Below are 20,905 nucleotides of genomic sequence, written 5' to 3'. Positions count from 1 at the left end.
CCAGAGCCCCATGACGCTGTCTGCCGCGCCGGCGTTGCTGCCGGCGCCCCGGCCGGGGCCCTTAGAGCAGGTCGTCCAGCAGGTCGGGGCCAAACACTTCGCGCTCGATATGCGCCACCGGCACGCCCGCGCTGAGCAGTGCGTGACGCTGCGCCTGCATGAAGCCGAGCGGCCCGCACAGGTAGAAGCGGCCATCGACAAAGCGTTGCAGGTCGGGCTGGCGCAGCAGCTCGGCCAGCGGCATGGTGCCGGCGTGGTCGTAGTCGCGGCCCGCGGCGTCGCCCGCCTGGGGGAACTCATAGCTGATGTGCGTGACCAGTCCCGGCAGGCGCTCGCGCGCCCATTGCAGATCGGCGCGATGGGCATGGTGGTGGCCGTCGCGGGCGGCGTGGGCGAACAGCACCGGCCGCTGCGAGCCTTGCGCGGCCAGCGTGCGCAGCACCGACAGCATCGGCGTGATGCCGATCCCGCCCGACAGCAGCGCCAGCGGGCGGCGGCCTTCCAGGTCCGGCGTGAACTCGCCGAACGGGGCGCTCACCTTGAGCCCGGTGCCCTCGTGGGCGTTGGCGTGCAGCCAGTTGGAGACCGCCCCGGCCGGCGTAGCCTCGCCGCCGTCCTCGCGCTTGACCGAGATGCGCCAGGTCGGCAGACCGGCTTCGGCAGACAGCGAGTACTGGCGCAGCTGGCGCGTGCCGTCATCCAGGCGCGCCTCGACGCTGATGTACTGGCCCGGACGGAACGACCGCAGCGGCTGGCCATCGGCCGCGGCCAGCGTCAGTGCCACCACCTGCCCGCCCTGCGCCTCGCGGCGCACCACGCGCACCGGCATCAGTTCGCCGGCGGCCACGCCGGTGCGCTGGTACAGGCGCGCCTCGGCGGCGATCAGTTCGCCCGCCAGCAGCCAGTAGGCTTCGTCCCAGGCCGCCAGCAGCGGCGGCGTGGCGGCTTCGCCCAGCACCGCGGAGATCGCGCCGAGCAGGTGCCGGCCGACGATCGGATAGTGCGCCGGCGTGATGCCCACGGCCGCGTGCTTGTGCACGATGCGCTCGACCACCGGCCCAAGTGCCGCCGCGTTGTCGATGTTGGCGGCGTAGGCGAACACCGCCGACGCCAGCGACTGCTGCTGGCTGCCGTTGGCCTGGTTGCCCATATTGAACAGCTGGGTCAGCTCGGGCCGGTCGGCGAACATCTCGCGGTAGAAATGCGTGGTGATGGCCAGGCCGTGCTCGCGCAGCACGGGCACGCTTGCATCGATATAGGGGCGGGAAGCGGCGGACAGCATCAGGTATCACTCCGTTTTATTCATGCAAACAAAATGCATGTTTTTGGACAACAAAAAACCGGCATTCGCCGGCCACGTGCGGATCCCATCCGCTCAGGCCGAACGCCGGTTCAGGAAATCATGATGCAGGCGGATGATCGATTCGGCGGTGTGGCTGCCGGTGACATCGGCCAGCGTGACCTCGTCGAGCGCGCGGTAGAAGGCCTGCTCGGCCACGTCCAGCGCGCGCTTCAGGCGGCAGTTGCCGTTCAGCGCGCAAGGCGGGTTGTCGCAGTCGATCACCGGCCGGTGCCCTTCGAGCTCGCGCAGGATGGTGCCGATGGTCAGGTTTTCGGCGCCGGGGCCCAGTTGCAGGCCGCCATGGCGGCCGCGCGTGGCGCTGACCCAGCCCAGCTTCGACAGCCGCGCCGCCACCTTGACCAGGTGGTTGTGCGAGATGCCGAATTGCTGGCCCACCTCGGCGATCGTGATCGGCCGGCTGCCGTCGCCACGGGCGACGTACATCAACAGGCGCAGCGCATAGTCGGAGAAGCGGGTCAGTTGCATCGTGGCGTCATGTTAAAAAAGATGCATCCTGGATGCAAGTTATATTTTTCCGCGGCGTGCTACGGTGCGGGGTCGCCAAAAAAGCGCCGGCCGACATTGTGATTCACAACAGACTTCGCCGCAGCCCCGCCGGGGGCCGCCCATAAAAGAGTCATAAGGCGCCGGTTATACTGATTGGCGAACCCGGCCCCGCCAGTGCCCTGGCGCGGGTCCCGCCATTCCAGCAAAGAGGTCTTACCAACAATGCGCAGATTCACTTCCCAGCTTGCCCGTCCCGCCCGTCCTGCCCGCCGCGCGCGCGGCTTTACCCTGATCGAGATCATGGTCGTGATCGTGATCCTAGGCGTGCTGGCGGCACTGGTAGTGCCCAAGATCATGAGCCGTCCGGACGAAGCCCGCATCGTCGCGGCGCGCCAGGATATCTCGTCGATCATGCAGGCGCTCAAGCTGTACCGCCTCGACAACAGCCGCTATCCCACCACCGAACAGGGCCTGGGCGCACTGGTCGCCAAGCCTACCACCGAGCCGGTGCCCAACAACTGGAAGGGTGGCGGCTACCTGGAAAAGCTGCCCAAGGATCCGTGGGGCCATCCGTACCAGTACCTGAACCCCGGCGTGCGCGGCGAAATCGACGTGTTCAGCTTCGGTGCCGACGGCCAGGCCGGCGGCAACGCCAACGACGCCGATATCGGCAACTGGGAGTAAGCGCCCCTGCCGCCCGCCCTTGCCGCTTCCCTGATGACCACGGCGCCGCGCCGCCGCGCCCCCCGGCAGCGGCACCCCGGCTTCACGCTGCTCGAACTGCTGGTGGTCATGGTGATCGCCGGCATCGTGATCTCGCTGGTCGCGGTCAATGCCTCGCCCAACGAGCGCGGCCGCGTGCTTGACGACGGCCAGCGCATCGCGCGGCTGTTCGAGCTGGCGCAGGAAGAAGCGCAACTGGGCGCGCGCCCGATCGCCTGGGAAGGCGACGCGGGCGGCTGGCGCTTCCTCGAGTCGACCCCCAACGGCTGGATCCCGCTGCGCACCGACGTGTTCGCGCCCGGCACCTGGCGCCTGGCGCTGGACCAGGTCATCGTCGCCGAAGGCGGCCGCAGCACCGGCACCAACAGCCCGCCGCGGCTGATCTTCGGGCGCGAGCTGATCGATGCCCCGCAGCGCCTGGTGCTGGTGCGCGGCGATATCCGCGTGGACGTGGCCGGCGACGGCAGCGGCCGTTATTTCGCCAGCACGCCATGACGCCGCCGCGCTTGCCCGCACGCCGGCGCGACCGCGCGGCCGGCTTCACGCTGATCGAAGTGCTGGTGGCGCTGACCATCCTGGCGGTGGCGCTGACCGCGGCGATGCGCGCGATGGGCTCGATGGTCGATGCCAGCGCATCGCTGCAGGTCCGCATGCTGGCCGAATGGAGCGCCGAGAACCACCTGGCCTCGCTGCGCCTGGCCAAGGCCTGGCCCGAGCCCGGCGTCAGCGGCTATGCCTGCCCGCAGGGCGGCACGCCGCTGTACTGCGAGCAATCCGTGTCGGCCACGCCCAATCCGGTGTTCCGCCGCGTCGAGATCGCGGTCTATCCGTCTGCCAGCGACAAGTCGGTGCGCCTGGCGTGGCTCGTCACCATCGTTCCCAATGAAATCCGCAACGTGCTGTGAGCGCCGGCGCGGGCGCCGATCCGCCGGCGGCTTCACGCTGCTGGAGATGCTGGTCGCCATCACGCTGCTGGCGGTGATGGCCGTGATCGGCTGGCGCGCGCTGGACAGCCTGACGCGCGGCCGCGAACGGCTGATCGACCATGACGCCCGACTGGATGCGCTGAAGGTGCTGTACGGCCAGCTGCAGGCCGATTGCGAACACCTGGCCAACCCTACGCTGCTGCAGGCCAGCCCCGTCGAGATCGCGCAGAACCGCGTGCTGCTGGTGCGCGACCGCCGCGACGAAGGCCAGCCGCCGGCATGGCAGGCGCTGTCGTACCAGCTTGACGGCAACACCCTGGTGCGCGTGGCCGCGCCGCCGGTGAGCAACCGCGCGGCGCTGCAGTCGTCGCTGCTGGCGCTGCGCCAGGGCGGCGGCAACAACGCGCAGGTGCGGCGCGTGCTGGACAACGTCGACGGCATGGGCGCGCGCGCCTGGGTCGAACCCGGCGGCTGGCAGGCCGACAGCAACCGCATCCGCAACGTGCTGTTCAGCGGCAACGCGGCCAGCGCGGTGGCGGCGTCGGACGTCGGCGCGGCGGTGCCCAACACCGCGGTGCGCGCGGTGGAACTGACCATCCTCGCCCGCATGGGCGACGGCGACGCGCCGCGGCAGTTCCAGAAGATCTGCATGTCCGGGCTATGACGCAAGCGCGCCGCCGCTTCCGCTTCCGGCCCTTGCGCCGCCGCGCACGCGGCGCCGCCGTGGTCACCGCGCTGCTGATGGTGACGCTGGCGGTGGTGGTGGTGTCGGGCATGCTGTGGCGCCAGCAGGTGCAGATCCGCGCCATCGAGAACCAGCGGCTGCTGGCCCAGGCTACCTGGATCGAGCGCGCCGCGGTCGACTGGGCGCGGCTGATCCTGCGCGACGACCAGCGCCGCAGCAACGTCGATCAACTGGGCGAGCCGTGGGCGGTACCGATCGCCGAGACCCGCCTGTCGGATTTCCTGGGGGCGTCGCTGCGCACCGACGTGGCGGGCGAGACCTCGTTCCTGTCCGGGCGCATCCTGGATGCGCAGGCGCGCTTCAACCTCGCCAACCTGGTGACATGGTCCGCCACCGGCGGCCAGGGCGCCCCGGTCGGGCGCGTCGCCAACATCGACCAGTCGGCGCAGGCCGCCTACGGCCGGCTGCTGCGCACCGTGGGGCTGAACCCGGCGCTGGCCGAGACCACCGCGCGCCACATGCTGCAGGCCGCCCGGGGCGGCCACGGCGGCCAGGGCGGCGACAGTTCCGGCCAGCAGGCGCCGCGCCCGCTCGACAGCGTGCAGGGCCTGCTGGCGCTGCCCGGCTACACCCCCGAGATGGTGGCCGTGCTGGAGCCCTTCGTGATCGTGCTGCCCGAGCGCACCCTGGTCAATGCCAACACCGCCGAGGCCGAGGTGCTGGCCGCCATGATCGACAAGCTGCCGCTGGAGCGCGCGCGCGAGCTGGTGCGCCAGCGCGACCGCGCCTACTTCAACAATATCGGCAACCTGCAGACGCAGTTGTCCGCGCTGGCGCCTCAGGCCAGCAGCGGCAACCTGGGCAACCTGCTCGACGTGCGCTCGCATTACTTCCTGGTCTACGGGCTGGTGCGGCACGAGCGCGCCAGCCGGCTGCAGGTGTCGCTGATCTACCGCGGCGAACCGCTCGGTGCGGCCAACACCACCCGCGTGGTCTGGATCCAGGACGCGGACCGGCTGCCGGACCTCCGCTGACCATGGCAAGGCGGCCTGGCGCACATATGGAAACGGCACACCGGAGCAACCGGGGAGAATGGTATTGACGCGATTTTGTCACGCAGGCAAGGTATGCTGCGGCGCTGGCGCGAGCCTGACACCAGCCCGCTCGCCGCTGATCGGCCTCCCAGGCCGCCCGCCGGCATCCCCGCACTCCGGCAAGTTTCCTGCGCCGGGGCGATCCCGGGCGCACCCCCATGGGCCATGCGCCTTATCGAGCCGTTCTACTGAAGCCAAAGCAAGGACACCTTGAGCACCACCCTGTACGTGCGCTTGCCGCACCGGCCGCATGACCAGCCGCAACCGTGGCAGTTCGGCGCCCTGCCCTTTGCGCTGGTGCGCACGGCGGTGGCCGAGCCGAAGCGGCGTGGCTTGCCTCGTGCCGCACCGGAAGTGTTGCGAGAAGGCCACGCCCGCATCGCCGACCTGCCCGCGGCGGAACGACTGGTGCTGATCCTGGCCGCCAGCGACGTCCTGCTGACCAGCGCCAGCGTGCCGCCGCTGCCGCCCGCGCGTTTGAAGCAGGCGCTGCCCAACCTGGTCGAGGACGCCCTCGCCACCGACGCGCAGCCGTGCCACATCGGCATCGGCCCCGCCCTCGATGGCGCCGCGACCGGCCGCGGACCACGCCAGCGCCTGCTGATGGTGGCGGACCGCGCCTGGCTGCGCGCGGTGCTCGATGCCTTTGCCGAGCATCGCCATCGCCGCCGCCACGTGCTGGCCGCGCAGCTGTGCGTGCCGCTGGCCGCGCCCGCAGAAGAGGAAGCCGGCGCCGAACCGACGCTGGCGCCGCCCGGGGCGGCCCCGGCTGCGGTGCAGCCTGCCACGCTGGTGGTCGAGGCCGCCGCCAGCGCACTCGCCGAAGGCGGTGCGCTTGGCGAGGCATTGGGCGAAGCCTTGCCGGACACCGCCCGCCGCACCGCGCGCCAGTGGCAGCTGACCGTGCGCACCGGTGCCTACACCGGCTACGGCCTGCTGCTGGGCGACGACGCGCTGGCCGCATGGCAGGCGCTGGCGCCCGCGGGCGCCTGGCATGCCGATGCCGACGCCGCGGCCCTGGCGCCGGTGCCGGGCCTGCGCCAGGCCGGGCGCGCCGGCTGGCAGCTGTGGATAGACGGAGCGCAGCAATGCCTGCGCGAACCGGGGCTCGACCTCGCACAATTTGAATTCGCGCAGGGCCGCGCCGACCGCTGGAACCTGGTGGCATGGCGCCTGCCGCTGGCGCTGGTGGCGGGCCTGGTGCTGGTCCAGCTGATCGGCATGAACGCGCACTGGCTGCTGCTGCGCAACGAGCAGCAACGGCTGGAAGCGGCGCAGGCGCAGACGCTGCGCGGCGCCTTCCCGCAGACGCCGACGGTGATCGACGCCCCGCTGCAGATGCGCCGGCAGGTCGAGCAGCTGCGCATCGCCAGCGGACGCAGCACGCCCGATGATTTCCTGCCGCTGGCCGACCGCTTCGCCCAGGCCGCGCGCCGGCTGCCGCCCGATGCGCTGCAGGCGCTCGAGTACCGCGGCCGCATGCTGGTGGTGACGCTCAAGCCCGGCACCGACACCGCCGGGCTGCGCAGCGCGGCGCGCCAGGCCGGACTGCAGATGGAAGAGGACAAGGCCGGCAATGCCGCGGGCAGCACCGGCACCAGCGCGGGCACGCCCGTGACACCCGGCTCGCGCTGGACCATCAAGCCCGGCCTGTGACCGGCGCACGCCCGACATGAACCCATTGAAAGACTCCGCCCGCAGCTCCACCCGCAGCCACGCGCCCGCCGGCCGCAGCGGCGCCGCCACGCTGCGCACGCGCATGGCGCGGCTGCGCCCGTCGGTGCCGCAGGCGTGGCGGGAACGCTTCGACGCCTTCTGGTCGGCGCGCAACCCGCGCGAGCAGGCCATCCTGGGCGGCGGGGCCGCGGTGCTGGCACTGGTGCTCGGCTACTTGCTGCTGTGGGAGCCGGCCGCCGACGGCCGCGAGCGGGCCGCGCGCAACCTGCCGCAGCTGCGCGCCGACCTGGCCGAGATGGAAACGCTGGCGCAGGAAGCCCGCGGCCTCAAGGCCACGCCGGCGCCGTCGCTGCGCGGCGATGCGCTGACCGAGGCGCTGCAGGAAAGCCTGGGCCAGTACGGCCTGAAGGCCACGCGGCTAGCGGCCGCCGCCGACAACAGCGTGCAGGTGCAGCTGGACAAGGTCCCGTTCGGGGCAGTCAGCACCTGGCTGCAGGACGTGCGCCAGCAGCAGCGCATGAAGGTGATCGATGCGCGCGTGGTCTATGTCGGCGCCACCGCGCTGGTGAACGTTACCGCGACCCTGCAGGGTCCGGGTGGCCGCAGCTGATGGTGCGGCTGGAAACCCTGCGCCTGCCGCGGCGCGCGCTGCGCCAGCCGGCCGCCGCGCGGCGCCTGCGCTGGCTCGCGCTGGGCCTGGCGACGGCCGCGGTAACCACCGTGGCGATGCTGCCGGCGGCATGGATCGCCACGCGCGTCGCCACGCAGACGCAGGGACGCGTGCTGCTGGCCGATGCCAGCGGCTCGCTGTGGCGCGGCAGCGCCACGCTGGCGCTGTCGGCCGGCGCCGGCAGCCAGACCGCCACCGTGCTGCCCGGCCGGCTGCACTGGACGCTGGCGTTCTGGCCGCTGCTGACCGGGCGCGCGCGGCTGGTGCTGACCCACTCCGAGGCCATGGCCGCGCCGGTCGCGGTCACCGCGACGCCGGGCGGCTGGACCGCGCAGGCGGGCGCGATGCGGCTGCCGGCTTCGCTGCTCGAGGGCGTCGGCGCGCCGTTCAACACGCTGCGCCCGGACGGCCTGATGCGGGTGGACTGGTCCACGCTGCAGGGCAGCTTCTCCGGCAAAGGCATGAGCGGCCATATGACGCTGCGCATCGAACAGGTCTCGGCCGCGGTCAGCCGGCTGCGCCCGCTGGGCAGCTACCGGGCCGAGATCGACTGGACCGGCGCAGGCGCCGGCAAGCTGCAGCTGAGCACCATCGATGGACCGCTGCACCTGGAGGGTAGCGGCACGCTCGGGCGGCAGGCGCGCTTCGAGGGCACCGCGCATGCCGAGCCGGAGGCCGCCACGCAGCTGACCAGCCTGCTGAGCCTGCTGGGACGACGAGACAACAATGTGACTAGGCTGCGTTTCTGATGCCACGCAGAGCGCACAGCCCACGGAAATGACTATGACCACCCACGCCAACCGACCTGTTTTCAAGACCGCCTGCGCCCGCGCCGTGGCATTGCTCTGCGGGCTCTCCTTGCTGGCCCCCGCGCCGCTGTGGGCCCAGCCCGGGGCGCCGGCCGCGCGCAGCCAGGGCACGCCGCCGGCACCGCCCGACGTCACGCCCGCCAACCGCGACCAGGTGGTGCTGAACTTCGTCAACGCCGACCTCGACTCCGTGATCAAGGCGGTCGGCCAGGCCACCGGCAAGAACTTCGTCATCGACCCGCGCGTGAAGGGCACCGTCAACCTCGTCACCGAGCAGCCGGTCTCGCGCGCGCAGGCGCTGCAGACGCTGGGCTCGGTGCTGCGCATGCAGGGCTATGCCATGGTCGAGAGCAACGGCTTCACCAAGGTCGTGCCCGAGGCCGATGCCAAGCTGCAGGGCTCGCCCACCGTGATCGGCGGCAGCCCCAGCCGCGGCGACCAGGTAGTGACCCAGGTGTTCCGGCTGAACTACGAGTCGGCCAACAACCTGGTGCCGGTGCTGCGGCCGATGATCGCGCCCAACAACACCATCACCGCCTATCCGGCCAATAACACGCTGGTCATCACCGACTACGCCGACAACCTGCGCCGCATCGCCCGCATCATCGCCGCGGTCGATGCGCCGGCCTCGGGCGAGGTCGAACTGGTGCCGCTCAAGCACGCGCTGGCGAGCGATACCGCGGCGGTGCTGCAGCGGCTGCTCGATCCCGCCGCCGGGGGGGCGACCGGCGGCGGCGGCGCCGCGGCCGTCGATGCCAGCCTGCGCACCTCGGTGGTGGCCGAGCCGCGCAGCAATTCGCTGATGATCCGCGCCACCAGCCGCGCGCGCCTGCAGCAGGCGCGCCAGCTGATCCAGAAGCTCGACCAGCCCTACGCACGCCCCGGCAACATCTGGGTGGTGCCGCTGAAGAACGCCGATGCGGTCAAGCTGGCGGCCACGCTGCGCGCCATCGTCGCCGCCGACAGCAGCTTCGCCACCTCGACCCAGCCCGGCGCTCAGCCTGGCGGCATCGGCGGCGCGGCGGGCATGACCAATGTCTCGACGCCGACCGGCGGCCAGTTCACCGGCGGCGCCACCACGACCCAGACCGGCATGCGCAGCGGCACCGGCACCGCGGGCGGCACCGGCGCCTCGGGCAGCTCAGCCTTCGCCGCCTCGTTCGGCACCAATACCCAGCCGACCACCGGCGGCATCATCCAGGCGGACCCATCGACCAACTCGCTCATCATCACCGCCAGCGAACCGGTCTACCGCAACCTGCGCGGCGTGATCGACGACCTCGACGCGCGCCGCGCGCAGGTCTACATCGAATCGATGATCGTCGAGGTGACCGCGACCCAGGCCAGCGAGCTGGGGATCCAGTGGCAGGGCCTGATCAGTTCGCCCGGCGGCAACAACAATGTCTTTGCCGGCACCAACTTCGGCACCGGCGGACAGAACATCCTGAACCTGACCCTGGCCGGGGCGCTCGCCGACAGCAACCGCACCGCCGGCATCGCCGCGGCGCAGGGACTGGTGCAGGACATCGGCGGCCTCAACCTGGGCATCGTCAACCGCGCCATGGGGCTGGGTGCGCTGCTGCGCGCGCTGGGCACCAACGGCAGCGTCAACCTGCTGTCCACGCCGAACCTGATCACGCTGGAGAACGAGGAAGCCAAGATCCTGATCGGCCAGAACATCCCGATCACCACCGGCTCCTACGCCCAGACCGGCGGCGCGGCCTCGGTCACGCCGTTCCAGACGTTCGACCGCAAGGACGTCGGCATCACGCTGCGGGTCAAGCCGCAGATCACCGACGGCGGGCTGGTGAAGCTGCAGATCTTCCAGGAATCGTCGAACGTGGTGCAGGCCACCGCCAACCTGATCCAGGGCCCGACCACCAACGTGCGCTCGATCGAGACCAACGTGCTGGTCGACGACGGCCAGATCATCGTGCTGGGCGGCCTGATCGAGGACACGTATGGCGACGGCGTGCAGAAGGTGCCGCTGCTGGGCGACATCCCGCTGATCGGCGGCCTGTTCCGCTACGAGAACAAGAACCGCACCAAGACCAACCTGCTGGTGTTCCTGCGGCCCTATGTGATGCGCACGGCCGGCGCCACCGACCGCCTGACCGCGGACCGCTACGACTATATGCGCGCGCAGCAGCAGGGCTTCGTATCGCCTAACATCATGGTGCGGGACACCAACACGCCGATGCTGCCGCCGGCCGACGCGCCGACCACGCCGTTCGTCAACCCGCGCAACAACGGCGCCGTGCCCGGGCCGCTGCCCTTGCCGCAGACGCTGCCGCAGAGCGCGCCGCAGCCCGGCGTGCCGGGTCAGCCACAGCCGCAGCAGGCGGTCGCGCAACCGCTGCCCGAACCGGTCCCGCAACCCGTGCCCCAACCCGCGCCGCAAGCGCCGGCGGGCGCCCCGCAGCCGCTCAACCAGCGCGGCGAAGCCGCACTCCCGTACTGAGGCCCGTCATGGCCAGCGAAGTCCAGACCGCTCTTTCCACCGGCACCCCCGCCACCCCCGGCAGCGCCGGCATCAACCCGCCGGCCGAACTCGAGCCACCCTCGCCGATGGCGGCGCGGCTGGTTTCCTACGGCTTCGCGCGCGAGGCGCCGCTGCTGATCGCGCACCAGCGTCCCGACGGGCTCGAGGTGTGGGTCAGCCGCGCCACCTCGCCCACGGCGCTGGCCGAAGTGGCGCGCGTGCACGGCGCGCTGCGCCTGCGCGTGCTGGAACCCGAGGCGCTGGAGCATGCCATGTCCGACGCCTATAACCGCCAGGACGGCAGCGCCGCGCAGGTGGTGGGCGAGGTCGAGGGCGAGGTCGACCTGTCGCGCCTGATGCAGGACATTCCCGCGGTGGAAGACCTGCTGGAATCCGAAGACGATGCGCCGATCATCCGCATGATCAACGCGCTGCTGACGCAGGCCGCGCGCGAGGGCGCCTCGGATATCCATATCGAGCCGTTCGAATCGTCGTCGGTGGTGCGCTTCCGCGTCGACGGCACGCTGCGCGACGTGGTGCGGCCCAAGAAGGCGCTGCACGGCGCGCTGATCTCGCGCATCAAGATCATGGCGCAGCTCGACATTGCCGAGAAACGGCTGCCGCAGGACGGCCGCATCACGCTGCGCGTGGGCGGGCGGCCGGTCGACGTGCGGGTGTCGACGCTGCCCACCGGCCACGGCGAGCGCGCGGTGCTGCGCCTGCTCGACAAGGAAGCCGGCCGGCTCGACCTGGCCAAGCTGGGCATGGCGCCCGACACGCTGCGCGGCTTCGACCACCTGATCCGCCAGCCGCACGGCATCGTGCTGGTGACCGGCCCCACCGGCTCGGGCAAGACCACCACGCTGTATGCCGCGCTGTCGCGGCTGGATGCGCGCACCACCAACATCATGACGGTGGAAGACCCGGTCGAGTACGACCTCGACGGCATCGGCCAGACCCAGGTCAACCCGCGCATCGACATGACCTTCGGCAAGGCCCTGCGCGCGATCCTGCGCCAGGACCCGGACGTGGTCATGATCGGCGAGATCCGCGACCTGGAAACCGCGCAGATCGCGGTGCAGGCGTCGCTGACCGGCCACCTGGTGCTGGCCACGCTGCACACCAACGACTCGGCCTCGGCGGTGACGCGGCTGGTCGACATGGGCATCGAGCCGTTCCTGCTGTCGTCGTCGCTGCTGGGGGTGCTGGCGCAGCGGCTGGTACGCCGCCTGTGCCCGCACTGCAAGCGCGAGGAAGTGATCGAGGTCACGCCCGCCGAGGCCGAGGTGCTGCAGGCGCAGGGCAAGCCGCTGCAGACGGTCTGGCATCCGGTCGGCTGCGACAAGTGCGGCCAGTCTGGCTACCAGGGCCGCATGGGGGTCTATGAGCTGCTGACGGTGGACGATGAAATCCGCACCATGATCCACCGCCAGGCGCCCGAATCGGAGATCAAGCAGGTGGCGCTGGCGCACGGCATGCATACCATGCGCGGCGACGCGCAGCGCTGGATCGACAGCGGCGCGACCTCGCTCGAGGAAGTGCTGCGCGTCACGCGCGACTGACGCGGAGCCGCCCGCATGCCAGCTTTCCGCTATGAAGCCGCCGACGCCGCCGGCAAGACCGACCGCGGCGTGATCGAGGCCGACAGCGCGCGCCAGGCGCGCACCCAGTTGCGCGCGCGCGGGCTGACGCCGCTGACCGTCGATGCGCTGGCCGGCGCCGGCCTGGCGCCGCGCGGCGGCAGCCAGCTGTTCGCGCGCAAACTGTCGACGCAGGAGCAGGCGCTGTTCACGCGCCAGCTGGCCAGCCTGATCGTCGCCGGCCTGCCGCTGGACGAGGCGCTGGGCGCGCTCGCCGACCAGGCCGAGCGGCCCTATGTGCATGAACTGCTGGCCGGCATCCGCGCCGAGGTGATGGGCGGCAGCGCGCTGTCGGTCGCGCTGGCGCAGCATCCGCGCGATTTTCCGGACATCTACCGCGCGCTGGTTTCGGCCGGCGAGCACTCCGGCCACCTCGGCGTGGTGCTGGAGCGGCTGGCCGGCTATATCGAATCGCGCAACACGCTGACCTCCAAGATCCGGCTGGCCTTCACCTATCCGGCCATCGTCACGGTGGTGGCGTTCGCGATCGTGATCTTCCTGCTGTCGTACGTGGTGCCGCAGGTGGTGAGCGTGTTCGCCAACACCAAGCAGAAGCTGCCCACGCTGACCATCGTCATGCTGTGGCTGTCGGATTTCGTTCGCAACTGGTGGTGGGCCGCGCTGGCGGTGATCGCGGTGGCCGCGTTCAGCATCCGCCGGCTGCTGCGCCAGCCCGCGGTGCGGCTGGAATGGCACCGCTGGCTGCTGACCGCGCCGCTGCTGGGCAAGCTGGTGCGCGGCTACAACACCGCGCGCTTCGCCGGCACGCTGGCGATCCTGGTGTCCGCGGGCGTGCCGATCCTGCGCAGCCTGCAGGCCGCCGGCGAAACCCTGACCAACGAGGCGCTGCGCGCCAACGTGGAGGACGCCAACACCCGCGTGCGCGAAGGCGCCTCATTGGCGCGCGCGCTGGCGGCGCAGAACCAGTTTCCGCCGGTGCTGGTGCACCTGATCCGCTCGGGCGAAGCCACCGGCAACCTGCCGATCATGCTGGAGCGCGCCGCGCAGGGCGAAGCGCAGGAACTGGAACGCCGCACGCTGTTCCTGACCAGTTTGCTGGAACCGCTGCTGATCCTGACCATGGGCGTGGTGGTGCTGCTAATCGTGCTGGCGGTGCTGATGCCGATTATCGAGATCAATCAGCTGGTGCGGTAGCGGCGCTGGCGCCGGCATACCGACAACGCTTGCATTGCCTGACGCCCCTGATGAGGGCTCCCCTCTTCCGCGAAGTGGGAGAGGGGTTGGGGGAGAGGGCCGGAGCTTCCACGAAGTCCTGGCGCATCGTGCTTGCCACACGCCTGCCCTCACCCCCTGCCCCTCTCCCGCGCGCGGGAGAGGGGAGCAAACCCGCGCGGTGCGTTACTCAGCGGCCGGTTCGGCCTTCTTTCCAGGCCGCTTGCGCGTCTTGCGCGCCGGTGCCGGTGCCGGTGCCGTTTCGGCTTGAGCAGCGGCCGGTTGCGGTTCTGCCTCCACCGTCGCCGTCAACACCGTAGTCCCCGGCGCCGCGAACACCGACTGGTCGATCGGCCACGGCGTCTCGCTCAGCGTCACCTCCGGCCGGCGCGCCGCGCGCTTGCGCGCGCCGGTGCGGTTGCCTGCCTGCGGCTCCGGGTCGGGCTGGGGCGCGGCTTCCAGCGGCGGCACCGGTTGCGGCTCCGATCGCGGCTCGGGCTCGGGCTCGGCCTGCACCGCATCGGCCGCGACAAAGGACGGCTCGGCTGGCGCCGGCGCCTCGGGTTCCGGGGCAACGGTCTCCGGCGTGGGCAGCGGCTCCGCCCCGCGGGCCGGCTCCACTGCTTCCGCGGGCGCGTGCTGGCGCCGCGCCGGCTCGGCATGCTGGGCCGGCGGCTGCGGCGCGCGCTGCTGCGGCTCGCCGCCCTTGGCGCGCTTCTTCAGCCGCACCCAGATGGTCTTGTTGTTGCCGCCGTTGCGGGTCTCGACCTCGAACAGCCCGGTCGCCACGACCAGCTCGGACAGCTTGCCGTAGCCGTAGTTGCGCGAGTCGAATTCCGGCGCCTGCTTGGCGATGTGGTTGCCCATGCTGCCCAGCGTCAGCCAGCCGTCTTCGTCGGACACGGCCTGCGCGGCGTTCTGCAGCAGTCGCACCAGGCGCGAGTCCTGGCGCAGCTCGCCGGTGCTGCGCTTGCGCGTGGGCGCGGCGGCGCCGTCGGTGCCGTCGGCGCCGTCGGTGTCGACCTCGGCGCGCAGCACGTCGGAATAGATGAACTTGTCGCAGGCGGTGACGAACGGCTTGGGCGTCTTGCGCTCGCCAAAGCCGTACACCGTCAGGCCTTGCTCGCGGATGCGCGAGGCCAGCCGGGTGAAGTCGCTGTCGCTGGAGACGATGCAGAAGCCATCGAAGCGCCCGGTGTAGAGCAGGTCCATGGCGTCGATGATCATGGCGCTGTCGGTCGCGTTCTTGCCCACGGTGTAGCGGAACTGCTGGATCGGCTGGATCGAGTGCGACAGCAGGCGTTCCTTCCAGCCGGCCAGGTTGGGCCGGGTCCAGTCGCCGTAGATGCGCTTGACGGCGGCCACGCCGTACTTGGCGACCTCGGCCAGCAGGCCTTCGACGATGGCGGGCGCCGCGTTGTCGGCGTCGATCAGCACGGCCAGGGTTGCGGTGCCCTGGCGAGGGGAAATGGTCATGTTCGGGTTTTGGCTGGCAAGCCGCGCATCGGCGCGGGCGGTCAAGAAATCGGGTTGCACCAGGACGGCAACGCAGATATGACGCATGCGAGACGGCCCGGCGTCGGCACGGGCGCTCTCGATGCAACGCAGTGTACACGCCAAGGCCTGCCGATACGGGAAATCAGGGGCATAACCGGCATGCTTTGTGCTGCATTGCAAGGTACCGTCGATTTTGTGGCGGTGCTACCATGCCGCGCAGAGACACAGCCGTCCTGAGCCTTCACAAGAGGCGACCAGGCGGTTGCCCACAACTGTAGATGTCGGTGATCCCGACCGCACGCCCATAGAGGAGCACGCATGAATGCCCCCCTGACCTCTCCGGTCAGCGACGCCATCCGCCAGGCGCTCGCCAACGTTTCCCTCGAAGACAAATACACGCTCGAACGCGGCCGCATCTATATCAGCGGCACGCAGGCGCTGGTGCGCCTGCCGATGCTGCAGCAGGAGCGCGACCACGCCGCCGGGCTCAATACCGCCGGCTTTATCTCCGGCTACCGCGGCTCGCCGCTGGGCGCGCTGGACCAGTCGCTGTGGAAGGCCAAGAAGCACCTGGCCGCGCACAATATCGTGTTCCAGGCGGGCCTGAACGAAGACCTCGCCGCGACTTCGGTGTGGGGCTCGCAGCAGGTCAACATGTACCCCGATGCGAAGTTCGACGGGGTCTTCGGCATGTGGTACGGCAAGGGGCCGGGCGTGGACCGCACCGGCGACGTGTTCAAGCACGCCAACTCCGCCGGATCGTCGAAGCACGGCGGCGTGCTGGTGCTGGCCGGCGACGACCACTCGGCCAAGTCGTCGACGCTGGCGCACCAGTCGGAGCACATCTTCAAGGCCTGCGGCCTGCCGGTGCTGTATCCGTCCAATGTGCAGGAGTACCTGGACTACGGCCTGCACGGCTGGGCCATGAGCCGCTACTCGGGGCTATGGGTGGCGATGAAGTGCGTGACCGACGTGGTGGAATCGTCGGCCTCGGTCGAGCTGGACCCGCAGCGCGTGCAGATCGCGCTGCCGGGCGACTTCATCATGCCGCCGGGCGGCCTGAATATCCGCTGGCCCGACCCGCCGCTGGAGCAGGAAGCGCGGCTGCTCGACTACAAGTGGTACGCCGGCCTGGCCTATGCGCGTGCCAACAAGCTGGACCGCATCGAGATCGACTCGCCGCATGCGCGCTTCGGCATCATGACCGGCGGCAAGGCCTACCTCGACACCCGCCAGGCGCTGGCCGACCTGGGCCTGGACGATGCCACCTGCGCGCAGATCGGCATCCGGCTGTACAAGGTGGGCTGCGTGTGGCCGCTCGAAGCGCACGGCGCGCGCGCCTTTGCCGAAGGGCTGCAGGAAATCCTGGTGGTCGAGGAGAAGCGCCAGATCATGGAGTACGCGCTCAAGGAAGAGCTGTACAACTGGCGCGACGATGTCCGTCCCAAGGTCTACGGCAAGTTCGACGAGAAGGACAACGCCGGCGGCGAATGGTCGATCCCGCAGGGCCACTGGCTGCTGCCGGCGCACTATGAGCTGTCGCCGGCGATCATCGCCAAGGCCATCGCCACGCGTCTGGACAAGTTCGACCTGCCGGTTGACGTGCGTGCGCGCATCACCGCGCGCCTGGCCATCATCGAGGCCAAGGAAAAGGCGCTGGCCACGCCGCGCGTGGTCGGACAGCAGAAGGCAGAGCGCAAGCCGTGGTTCTGCTCGGGCTGCCCGCACAATACCTCGACCAACGTGCCCGAGGGCTCGCGCGCGCTGGCCGGCATCGGCTGCCACTACATGACGGTGTGGATGGACCGCAGCACCAGCACCTTCAGCCAGATGGGCGGCGAAGGCGTGGCATGGATCGGCCAGGCACCGTTTGCCGGCGACAAGCATGTGTTCGCCAACCTCGGCGACGGCACCTACTTCCACTCGGGGCTGCTGGCGATCCGCGCGTCGATCGCCGCGGGGGTCAACATCACCTACAAGATCCTGTACAACGACGCCGTGGCGATGACCGGCGGCCAGCCGGTGGACGGCCAGCTGTCGGTGCGGGACATCGCCTGGCAGGTGCACAGCGAAGGCGCGAAGCAGATCGTCATCGTCAGCGACCAGCCCGAGAAGTACAACGCAGCCGTCAAGCTGCCCCAGGGCATCGACATCCATCACCGCGACCAGCTCGACCGCGTGCAGCGCGAGCTGCGCGAGGTGCCGGGCTGCACCATCCTGATCTACGACCAGACCTGCGCCACCGAGAAACGCCGCCGCCGCAAGCGCGGCACCATGGAAGACCCGCCGCGCCGCGCCTTTATCAATGATGCGGTGTGCGAGGGCTGCGGCGACTGCTCGGTCAAGTCCAACTGCCTGTCGGTGGAACCGCTGGAGACGGAGCTCGGCACCAAGCGGCAGATCAACCAGTCCTCGTGCAACAAGGATTTCTCGTGCCTGAACGGCTTCTGCCCCAGCTTTGTCACGGCCGAGGGCGCGCAGGTGCGCAAGCCCGAGCAGCATGGCGTGTCGATGGACAGCCTGCCGCCGCTGCCTGAGCCGCAACTGCCGGCGATCCGCCGCGCCTACGGCATCCTCGTCACCGGCGTCGGCGGCACCGGCGTGGTGACCATCGGCGGGCTGCTCGGCATGGCCGCGCACCTGGAAAACAAGGGCGTCACCGTGCTCGACATGGCCGGCCTGGCGCAGAAAGGCGGCGCGGTGCTGTCGCACGTGCAGCTGGCCGCGCGTCCCGACGACCTGCATGCCACCCGCATTGCCATGGGCGAGGCCGACCTGGTGATCGGCTGCGATGCCATCGTGTCGGCCACCGACGAAGTCCTGTCCAAGACCCAGGCCGGCCGCACCCGCGCCGTGGTCAACACCGCGCAAACCCCGACCGCGGACTTCATCAAGAACCCGAAGTGGCAGTTCCCGGGCCTGTCGGCCGAGCAGGACGTGCGCAACGTGGTCGGCGACAAGTGCGATTTCATCAATGCCAGCGGCCTGGCGGTGGCGCTGCTGGGCGATGCCATCTACACCAACCCGCTGGTGCTGGGCTACGCCTGGCAGAAGGGCTGGATCCCGCTGACGCTGCAGGCGCTGGAGCGCGCCATCGAACTGAACGGCGTGGCCGTCGACAAGAACAAGGCCGCGTTCGACTGGGGCCGCCATATGGCGCATGACCCGGAGCACGTGCTGTCGCTGACCGGCAAGCTGAAGAGCACTGCGGAAGGCGCGGAAGTGGTCAGGATGCCGGCTTCCAGCGGCGCGATGCTGGAGAAGCTGATCGCCCGGCGCATGGAACACCTGACGGCTTACCAGGATGCCGCCTACGCGCGTACCTACCGCGAAGCGATCGAACGCGTGCGCGCGGCCGAGAGCGCGCTGCCCGGCACCGGCAAGGCCCTGCCGCTGACCGAGGCGGCGGCGCGCAACCTGGCCAAGCTGATGGCATACAAGGACGAGTACGAAGTGGCGCGGCTCTACACCGATCCTGTCTTCCTCGACAAGCTGCGCGCGCAGTTCGAAGGCGAGCCGGGCAAGGACTACCAGCTCAACTTCTGGCTGGCACCGCCGATGACGTCAAAGCGCGATGACAAGGGCCACCTGGTCAAGCGCAGGTTCGGCCCGTCGACGATGAAGCTGTTTCGCGTGCTGGCCAAGCTGAAGGGACTGCGCGGCGGCATGTTCGACATCTTCGGCAAGACCGAAGAGCGCCGCACCGAGCGCGCGCTGATCGGCGAGTACCGCGCCTTGCTGGATGAGCTGGTGGCGGGCCTCAATGCCGCCAACCACGAGACCGCGGTGGCGCTGGCCAACCTGCCCGACGATATCCGCGGCTTCGGCCACGTGAAGGAGAACAACCTGAAGGCGGTGCGCGGGCGCTGGGCGAAACTGCTGGAGCAGTTCCGGCATCCGGAGACGGCGCAGCGGGCGGCTTGAGGCGCGCTTCTTCCTCCCCTCTCCCGCTCGCGGGAGAGGGGCCGGGGGAGAGGGCGGGAGTCTCTCGATGCGTGGTGCCTTGCCAAACCACCCCTCACCCTGCCCTCTCCCCATGCGGGGAGAGGGGAACACCGTGGGTCGGCGTGAATCGTCGCTTTACGCCTGCGCCAGCGTCGTTTCGCCGGGCTTTACGTACATCGAATGCTTCGGCTGCGACAGCACCCGGTGCACCATCGGCTCGAAGAACGACAGCGGCAGCGTGTCGTAGTCGGTCATGAAGGCGGCGGCATCGTATTTGCGGCAGAACTCCGCGGTGCGCTCGAACAGCTCGGGCTGGCTGCGGTATTGCTCGCGCAGGTTGCGGTCGAGGCCGAGATGATGGAAGAAGTAGTAGCCCTGGAACACGCCGTGCTTTTCCACCATCCACAGGTTCTCGGCGCTGACGAAGGGCTTGAGGATGGCGGCGGCGATATCGGGATGGTTGAAGCTGCCCAGCGTATCGCCGATATCGTGCAGCAGCGCGCAGACCACGTATTCCTCGTCGCGGCCGTCGCGATGCGCCAGCGTCGCGGTCTGCAGCGAATGGGTGAGCCGGTCTACCGGAAAGCCGCCGCAGTCGCCGTCGAGCAGGCGCAGGTGCGCCAGCACGCGCTCGGGCAGTGCGCGTGCGTACGGCATGAACTCGGCGGAGATGGCGGCCCAGTCGTCGCGGGTGCCGTGTTCCATATGGCTGAAGGTGGCGCGTGCAGGCGCGTCGGTGTGGCTCATGCGGGTCTCCTTTTGTGGGCGATTCATGGGCATGCGCGAACATGCCGCCATCGTCTTGCAGCGGCTTGCGGGCATTGTGGCACCCGTGGCCGCACTACACTGTCAAAAACCAAACAATGTGCCGGCATATTGCGGCGCAGCAGCGTTGATGTGATTTGGTTCGATCGGACTGTATCTCAAGGAGACAACATGACCTTCAACGGAAGCTGCCATTGCGGCAACATCGCCTTCGCGGTCGAGGCCGACAGCATCCCCAGCGTGATCCGCTGCAACTGCTCGATCTGCCGCCGGCGCGGCCACCTGCTGTGGTTCGTGCCGCGCGCGAGCTTCAAGCTGGAGACGCCGGAGAGCAACGCCTCCACCTACCGCTTCAACACCATGAAGATCGCGCACCGCTTCTGCCCGGTGTGCGGCTGCGGCCCGTATGCGGATGGGCAGGACAAGGACGGCAAGCCGATGGCCGCGGTCAATGTGCGCTGCCTCGACAATGTCGACCTGGACAGCCTGAAGGTGATCGACTATGACGGGCTGCACCACTGACGCCATGTTCCGCATCCTCGGCATCGACCACCTGGTGCTGCGCAGCGCCGATGTGGCCGCGCTGCAGCGCTTCTATGTCGACGTGCTCGGCTGCAGCGTCGAACGCGAGCAGGCTGACCTGGGCCTGACCCAGTTGCGCGCGGGCGACAGCCTGATCGACCTGGTCGCGCTCGACGGCCCGCTGGGCCGTGCCGGTGGCGCCGGGCCCGGTGCCGAAGGCCGCAACCTCGATCATTTCTGCCTGCGCATCGACCCCTTCGATGCCGCGGCGCTGCGCGCGCACCTGGCGCGGCATGGCATCGACGCGGGCGAGGTGGCGCAGCGCTTCGGCGCCGAAGGCAAGGGGCCGTCGCTGTATGTGCAGGACCCCGACGGCAACGTGGTCGAACTGAAAGGGCCGCCCACGCCGGTGACCGCACAGTAACGTGCGCGGCGACCAGCGCGCCGC

Annotated in this window: 18 protein-coding genes; 14 read left to right on the top strand and 4 right to left on the bottom strand. The window is 70.1% G+C overall.

The features are described 5' to 3' along the window. Positions 1 to 61: 61 nt before the first annotated feature. Both LIN44_RS02180 and LIN44_RS02175 read right to left on the bottom strand, forming a co-directional pair. Entirely contained in the window at positions 62 to 1,282 is a 1,221-nt protein-coding gene (locus LIN44_RS02180) for a globin domain-containing protein (RefSeq protein WP_227313363.1), read from the bottom strand. 93 nt (positions 1,283 to 1,375) lie between these two features. Further along, entirely contained in the window at positions 1,376 to 1,828 is a 453-nt protein-coding gene (locus tag LIN44_RS02175) for an Rrf2 family transcriptional regulator (RefSeq protein WP_227313362.1), read from the bottom strand. 243 nt (positions 1,829 to 2,071) lie between these two features. Between LIN44_RS02175 and gspG the strand changes: the two genes are divergently transcribed. The 11 genes from gspG (at position 2,072) to gspF (ending at position 13,710) form a co-directional block, all read left to right on the top strand. Beyond that, positions 2,072 to 2,533, top strand: coding sequence for a type II secretion system major pseudopilin GspG (gene gspG, locus LIN44_RS02170; protein WP_012354175.1), 462 nt, complete (start codon positions 2,072 to 2,074; stop codon positions 2,531 to 2,533). Between the two features lie 33 nt (positions 2,534 to 2,566). Next, complete coding sequence (locus LIN44_RS02165) at positions 2,567 to 3,067, top strand: GspH/FimT family pseudopilin (RefSeq protein WP_227313361.1); 501 nt, start codon at positions 2,567 to 2,569, stop codon at positions 3,065 to 3,067. Further along, on the top strand, positions 3,064 to 3,477 hold the full coding sequence (gene gspI, locus LIN44_RS02160; protein WP_227313360.1) for a type II secretion system minor pseudopilin GspI: 414 nt from the start codon (positions 3,064 to 3,066) through the stop codon (positions 3,475 to 3,477). Before LIN44_RS02165 ends, gspI begins: the two co-directional genes overlap by 4 nt. After that, positions 3,455 to 4,162 (top strand): type II secretion system protein J, encoded by a 708-nt coding sequence (locus tag LIN44_RS02155; protein ID WP_227313359.1) that lies wholly within the window; start codon positions 3,455 to 3,457, stop codon positions 4,160 to 4,162. Before gspI ends, LIN44_RS02155 begins: the two co-directional genes overlap by 23 nt. After that, on the top strand, positions 4,159 to 5,217 hold the full coding sequence (gspK, locus tag LIN44_RS02150) for a type II secretion system minor pseudopilin GspK (protein ID WP_227313358.1): 1,059 nt from the start codon (positions 4,159 to 4,161) through the stop codon (positions 5,215 to 5,217). The genes LIN44_RS02155 and gspK overlap by 4 nt, the downstream gene beginning before the upstream one ends. 270 nt (positions 5,218 to 5,487) lie before the next feature. Further along, complete coding sequence (gene gspL / locus LIN44_RS02145; RefSeq protein WP_227313357.1) at positions 5,488 to 6,933, top strand: type II secretion system protein GspL; 1,446 nt, start codon at positions 5,488 to 5,490, stop codon at positions 6,931 to 6,933. A gap of 16 nt (positions 6,934 to 6,949) precedes the next feature. Beyond that, positions 6,950 to 7,564 carry a type II secretion system protein M gene (locus LIN44_RS02140; RefSeq protein ID WP_227313356.1) on the top strand — a complete coding sequence of 205 codons (615 nt, stop codon included), beginning with the start codon at positions 6,950 to 6,952 and terminating at the stop codon, positions 7,562 to 7,564. After that, positions 7,564 to 8,373 (top strand): type II secretion system protein N, encoded by an 810-nt coding sequence (locus tag LIN44_RS02135; RefSeq protein WP_227313355.1) that lies wholly within the window; start codon positions 7,564 to 7,566, stop codon positions 8,371 to 8,373. Before LIN44_RS02140 ends, LIN44_RS02135 begins: the two co-directional genes overlap by 1 nt. Before the next feature lie 34 nt (positions 8,374 to 8,407). Further along, entirely contained in the window at positions 8,408 to 10,894 is a 2,487-nt protein-coding gene (gene gspD, locus LIN44_RS02130) for a type II secretion system secretin GspD (RefSeq protein ID WP_227313354.1), read from the top strand. Positions 10,895 to 11,001: 107 nt separating this feature from the next. Then, a complete protein-coding gene (gspE, locus tag LIN44_RS02125) occupies positions 11,002 to 12,477 on the top strand; it encodes a type II secretion system ATPase GspE (protein WP_227314321.1) in 1,476 nt (491 codons plus the stop codon). A gap of 15 nt (positions 12,478 to 12,492) precedes the next feature. Beyond that, complete coding sequence (gspF, locus tag LIN44_RS02120; RefSeq protein WP_227313353.1) at positions 12,493 to 13,710, top strand: type II secretion system inner membrane protein GspF; 1,218 nt, start codon at positions 12,493 to 12,495, stop codon at positions 13,708 to 13,710. A 204-nt stretch (positions 13,711 to 13,914) separates the two neighbouring features. Here the strand turns inward: gspF and LIN44_RS02115 are convergent, their stop codons facing one another. Continuing rightward, positions 13,915 to 15,204 carry an NYN domain-containing protein gene (locus LIN44_RS02115; RefSeq protein ID WP_227313352.1) on the bottom strand — a complete coding sequence of 430 codons (1,290 nt, stop codon included), beginning with the start codon at positions 15,202 to 15,204 and terminating at the stop codon, positions 13,915 to 13,917. Between the two features lie 339 nt (positions 15,205 to 15,543). Here LIN44_RS02115 and LIN44_RS02110 point away from each other — a divergent pair, with 339 nt between their 5' ends. Beyond that, a complete protein-coding gene (locus LIN44_RS02110) occupies positions 15,544 to 19,149 on the top strand; it encodes an indolepyruvate ferredoxin oxidoreductase family protein (protein ID WP_227313351.1) in 3,606 nt (1,201 codons plus the stop codon). Positions 19,150 to 19,305: 156 nt separating this feature from the next. Here LIN44_RS02110 and LIN44_RS02105 read toward each other — a convergent pair whose 3' ends face one another. Further along, positions 19,306 to 19,917, bottom strand: a complete 612-nt coding sequence (locus LIN44_RS02105) for an HD domain-containing protein (protein WP_227313350.1) — start codon at positions 19,915 to 19,917, stop codon at positions 19,306 to 19,308. Positions 19,918 to 20,106: 189 nt separating this feature from the next. On the opposite strand from LIN44_RS02105, the gene LIN44_RS02100 reads away from it, so the two are divergent. Together LIN44_RS02100 and LIN44_RS02095 are read left to right on the top strand one after the other, a co-directional pair. Further along, positions 20,107 to 20,457: a GFA family protein gene (locus LIN44_RS02100; protein ID WP_227313349.1), complete on the top strand. Its 351-nt coding sequence runs from the start codon at positions 20,107 to 20,109 to the stop codon at positions 20,455 to 20,457. 4 nt (positions 20,458 to 20,461) lie between these two features. Beyond that, positions 20,462 to 20,881, top strand: coding sequence for a VOC family protein (locus LIN44_RS02095; RefSeq protein ID WP_227314320.1), 420 nt, complete (start codon positions 20,462 to 20,464; stop codon positions 20,879 to 20,881). Positions 20,882 to 20,905 lie beyond the last annotated feature (24 nt).

Origin of the sequence: Cupriavidus sp. MP-37 (genome assembly GCF_020618415.1) — a bacterium.
Classification (GTDB): Bacteria; Pseudomonadota; Gammaproteobacteria; order Burkholderiales; family Burkholderiaceae; genus Cupriavidus.
Note: the sequence above shows the minus strand (reverse complement) of the source record. Positions and strands in the feature narration are given on the sequence as shown.

What these genes read in the sequence shown, in the direction of transcription:
- LIN44_RS02180 (WP_227313363.1), bottom strand. Translation starts at nt 1,282, where the DNA reads ATGCTGTCCGCCGCTTCCCGCCCCTATATCGATGCAAGCGTGCCCGTG.
- LIN44_RS02175 (WP_227313362.1), bottom strand. Translation starts at nt 1,828, where the DNA reads ATGCAACTGACCCGCTTCTCCGACTATGCGCTGCGCCTGTTGATGTAC.
- gspG (WP_012354175.1), top strand. Translation starts at nt 2,072, where the DNA reads ATGCGCAGATTCACTTCCCAGCTTGCCCGTCCCGCCCGTCCTGCCCGC.
- LIN44_RS02165 (WP_227313361.1), top strand. Translation starts at nt 2,567, where the DNA reads ATGACCACGGCGCCGCGCCGCCGCGCCCCCCGGCAGCGGCACCCCGGC.
- gspI (WP_227313360.1), top strand. Translation starts at nt 3,064, where the DNA reads ATGACGCCGCCGCGCTTGCCCGCACGCCGGCGCGACCGCGCGGCCGGC.
- LIN44_RS02155 (WP_227313359.1), top strand. Translation starts at nt 3,455, where the DNA reads ATGAAATCCGCAACGTGCTGTGAGCGCCGGCGCGGGCGCCGATCCGCC.
- gspK (WP_227313358.1), top strand. Translation starts at nt 4,159, where the DNA reads ATGACGCAAGCGCGCCGCCGCTTCCGCTTCCGGCCCTTGCGCCGCCGC.
- LIN44_RS02140 (WP_227313356.1), top strand. Translation starts at nt 6,950, where the DNA reads ATGAACCCATTGAAAGACTCCGCCCGCAGCTCCACCCGCAGCCACGCG.
- LIN44_RS02135 (WP_227313355.1), top strand. Translation starts at nt 7,564, where the DNA reads ATGGTGCGGCTGGAAACCCTGCGCCTGCCGCGGCGCGCGCTGCGCCAG.
- gspD (WP_227313354.1), top strand. Translation starts at nt 8,408, where the DNA reads ATGACCACCCACGCCAACCGACCTGTTTTCAAGACCGCCTGCGCCCGC.
- gspE (WP_227314321.1), top strand. Translation starts at nt 11,002, where the DNA reads ATGGCGGCGCGGCTGGTTTCCTACGGCTTCGCGCGCGAGGCGCCGCTG.
- gspF (WP_227313353.1), top strand. Translation starts at nt 12,493, where the DNA reads ATGCCAGCTTTCCGCTATGAAGCCGCCGACGCCGCCGGCAAGACCGAC.
- LIN44_RS02115 (WP_227313352.1), bottom strand. Translation starts at nt 15,204, where the DNA reads ATGACCATTTCCCCTCGCCAGGGCACCGCAACCCTGGCCGTGCTGATC.
- LIN44_RS02110 (WP_227313351.1), top strand. Translation starts at nt 15,544, where the DNA reads ATGAATGCCCCCCTGACCTCTCCGGTCAGCGACGCCATCCGCCAGGCG.
- LIN44_RS02105 (WP_227313350.1), bottom strand. Translation starts at nt 19,917, where the DNA reads ATGAGCCACACCGACGCGCCTGCACGCGCCACCTTCAGCCATATGGAA.
- LIN44_RS02100 (WP_227313349.1), top strand. Translation starts at nt 20,107, where the DNA reads ATGACCTTCAACGGAAGCTGCCATTGCGGCAACATCGCCTTCGCGGTC.
- LIN44_RS02095 (WP_227314320.1), top strand. Translation starts at nt 20,462, where the DNA reads ATGTTCCGCATCCTCGGCATCGACCACCTGGTGCTGCGCAGCGCCGAT.